Raw genomic sequence first — 3,123 nt, 5'->3', positions numbered from 1 at the left:
AATAAAGAAGCCAGTAAATGAATTTGTTAAAACTCATTTACTGGCTATTTCTCTAGGGTTTATGTCCCAGACTCTTAATATGGCTATTATTTTCTAAGTGCTTTTAAAATTAAAGAAACAACGAAAATAACAATAATTGCACCGATTAGTGCTGGAATGATTGGTACGCCACCCCATACAGGTCCCCAAGTACCTAACAATTTACTACCTACAGCTGAACCGATTAAACCAGCGATAATGTTACCGATGATACCACCTGGAATATCTTTACCCATGATCATACCGGCAACCCAGCCGATTAATCCTCCGACTATTAACATAACAATAAAGCCCATATTCAGAACTCTCCTTACATCTTCTATTTTTGTATACTTCTTTTATATACCACGCATCAATATGAATAAACATTAGGATATAATTTTATTATATTTTTATTTAAACTTATATCAAATCTCATTATAAAAATTATGGATAATTTATATATTCGTTTTCCACTACTACAAATTCGATTTTCATTCTGAAATTCTGTAAAATTTTAATGCATTTTTATAAAAGATCTTCTCTTGTGTCTCTTCATCAAAATGCTTTTGAGTTAACTCAATATCTTGTTCACTAAAAGGGCGCTTTGCTCGCGTGGAAGGTAAATCTGTACCAAACATAATGGCATCAGGATTAATGTCAATCAGTTCCTTAATGGCTGCAATAGGCTCAACTTCTATACGTCCAAATCCTGTTGCTTTAACATAAACACCTTGTTTGACTAATGCTTTTAAATCTTCAAAACCTTCTACGGTCAAGCCAAGATGATCGATTGATACTTTAGGTAACGAACTTATAATTTCTTTATAATCTTTTAATTGTTTGGATTCAATATATATTTCAGAATGCCAGCCAACTAAATCATAGACTCTTTACGCAAACGTCTTAATAAGCGCTATATCTTCAGACCCACCACGTTTAACATTAAATCGAATAGCTCTAACTCCTTCATCATGTAATCGAAGAATTTCATCGTCAGATGTTGAGGCAGGTAGCTGCGTTATCCCAACAAATTAACCCTGAAGTTGATTTAAAGCCGATATTAAATAATCTTGGTCAAATCCTTGAAATGACCCTGATAAAATTGCGCCACCAACAACATTTAATTGCTGAGTATGATTTAAATAGTCATTAACCTTAAATGATGGAGGCATATAGCCGTTATTTTCCTTCACCGGAAAATCATAATCAATGATATGAAAATGCGAATCAAATAGTTTCATTATAAATTTCCCCTTTATTTATATTTTTTGAAATAAAGATAACATAATTAATATTTATCAGCTAAAAGACTTGATAATTATTGTGAACAAGACTAGTATAGTTAAATAACTTAGGTTGTATATAAAAGGCTCAAATTATTTACTTATAATTAATGAATTGGAAAGTAAGTAAAAATAATTTAAATTCAAACTTGTTTTTTAGGAGGTTATGTTTCATGAGTTCACATACACTTTTTAATTTAAGAACTAAACGAAATCTTGAAATTAACGAATTAACAGAATTAATTAATAAAAAATATGGTACACATTATGAACCCCATCAATTATGGGAATGGGAAAATCATCAACACGAACCTAAGTTTAAAGATGCAATGATTCTTGCAGACTTCTTTGACACACCTTACCAAATGTTAGTCGAAAGTAAATACAAAGAATATCAACAGCAAATTGACGATATCGATATTCGTTTATAATTTCTATTAAATGCCTGTCATACTATATATTTAGTGTATGACAGGTTTTTTATCATAATTTTCGTTTTAAATAAAATTAGTTGCGATATAATGACTTGAATTTAAATTAATGTCACAAAATAAATTTTATAGCTATTGTATGTAAATTTTAATTTATGTATGATTGTAATTAGTGTTAACCAACTACAAGGAGGATATTTTAATGGCATTTAATGAAGAGCCACCAAATAATACCAATTCATCCCAAGAACAATCACAAGAAAACAATATACATAATCAAGATAAATATGAAAATGTGAGTAATAATGAAAGTACTCAAAACGATGATTCCAATAGTTCTAATAAAGGGAAATATTGGCTTATTGGATGTGGCGCCGGTTGTGGCTGTCTAGTTATTTTAATTATATTGGTACTAGCAGCTTGTGTGATTTTTATGAAAGTCTCAGACTCAATTTCATCAAGTGATAGTGAAAATGCAACGCATGAATCCAAACAAGAAGGTAACTCTCGTAAAGCTGGCGGGAATGATAAAGAAGAAGCTTTGCAACGTGCTGAAACTTATGCTAAATCAATGTACATGTCTAAAAAAGGTATCTATAATCAATTGACTTCTAGTAGTGGTGATAAATTTAATTCTAGTACAGCTAAATATGCTGTTAATCATTTAAAAGATGTAGATTATAAGGAAAATGCGTTAAAAACTGCAGAAGAAAGTAGTGATAACTTACATTTTTCGAAAAAAGAACTAACTGATTATCTTAAAAATGATGAAAATTCAGGTCAATTTACTAGTGAACAAGTAGATTATGCAATGAAGCATGCAAAAATTGACTATAAAGAAAATGCATTAGAAACAGCAAAACATATTAGTGACCAATCTTATTCTTCAAAATCGCAACTTGAAGACGAACTTACGTCTAAAGATGGGCGTCAATTTACGAAAGATGAAGCAGATTACGCAATGAAACATTTGAAGACGGATTTTAAAAAGAATGCATTAAAAAATGCCCAACGATATATGCAAGACTCTATCGAATCAAAAAGTGAACTTTATAATAAGTTAGTAGAATACGACGATTTCACAGAAGATGAAGCAAAATATGCTGCCGATAATGTAAAAGTAGACTACAAAGAGAATGCACTAGAAAGAGCAAAATCTTTATCTAAAGATGGCGATACTTCTAAATCAGATATTAAGGATATGTTGTCTTCTAAAGATGGTTTCAAATTTACTGAAGAAGAAGCACAGTATGCCGTTGATCATTTAAAATAATGATTTAATGACAATAAAATATTAGTATTTATAATATCGAAGAGTCTGGGACATAAACCCTAGAGAAATAGCCAGTAAATGAGTTTTAACAAATTCATTTACTGGCTTCTTTATT

3 protein-coding genes and 1 pseudogene are annotated in these 3,123 nt (G+C 30.3%); 2 read left to right on the top strand and 2 right to left on the bottom strand.

What is annotated here, in order from left to right; all coding sequences use genetic code 11:
* Positions 1 to 86: 86 nt before the first annotated feature.
* Together AC1RRU_RS12535 and AC1RRU_RS12530 are read right to left on the bottom strand one after the other, a co-directional pair.
* Positions 87 to 335, bottom strand: coding sequence for a GlsB/YeaQ/YmgE family stress response membrane protein (locus AC1RRU_RS12535; protein WP_011276862.1), 249 nt, complete (start codon positions 333 to 335; stop codon positions 87 to 89).
* A gap of 177 nt (positions 336 to 512) precedes the next feature.
* Positions 513 to 1,262, bottom strand: a pseudogene (locus AC1RRU_RS12530) (amidohydrolase family protein).
* A gap of 215 nt (positions 1,263 to 1,477) precedes the next feature.
* On the opposite strand from AC1RRU_RS12530, the gene AC1RRU_RS12525 reads away from it, so the two are divergent.
* Positions 1,478 to 1,735: a hypothetical protein gene (locus AC1RRU_RS12525; RefSeq protein ID WP_011276864.1), complete on the top strand. Its 258-nt coding sequence runs from the start codon at positions 1,478 to 1,480 to the stop codon at positions 1,733 to 1,735.
* 202 nt (positions 1,736 to 1,937) lie between these two features.
* Positions 1,938 to 3,008, top strand: coding sequence for an Ltp family lipoprotein (locus tag AC1RRU_RS12520; protein ID WP_011276865.1), 1,071 nt, complete (start codon positions 1,938 to 1,940; stop codon positions 3,006 to 3,008).
* Positions 3,009 to 3,123 lie beyond the last annotated feature (115 nt).

It is taken from the genome of Staphylococcus sp. GW821-FHT11H10, assembly GCF_058807855.1.
The sequence above is the reverse complement of the archived record's forward strand: the minus strand, read 5'-3'. Positions and strand labels throughout refer to the sequence as shown.

Bases quoted from the DNA above. Each gene is read 5' to 3' on its own strand.
- AC1RRU_RS12525 (WP_011276864.1), top strand. From the start codon at position 1,478: ATGAGTTCACATACACTTTTTAATTTAAGAACTAAACGAAATCTTGAA.
- AC1RRU_RS12520 (WP_011276865.1), top strand. From the start codon at position 1,938: ATGGCATTTAATGAAGAGCCACCAAATAATACCAATTCATCCCAAGAA.
- AC1RRU_RS12535 (WP_011276862.1), bottom strand. From the start codon at position 335: ATGGGCTTTATTGTTATGTTAATAGTCGGAGGATTAATCGGCTGGGTT.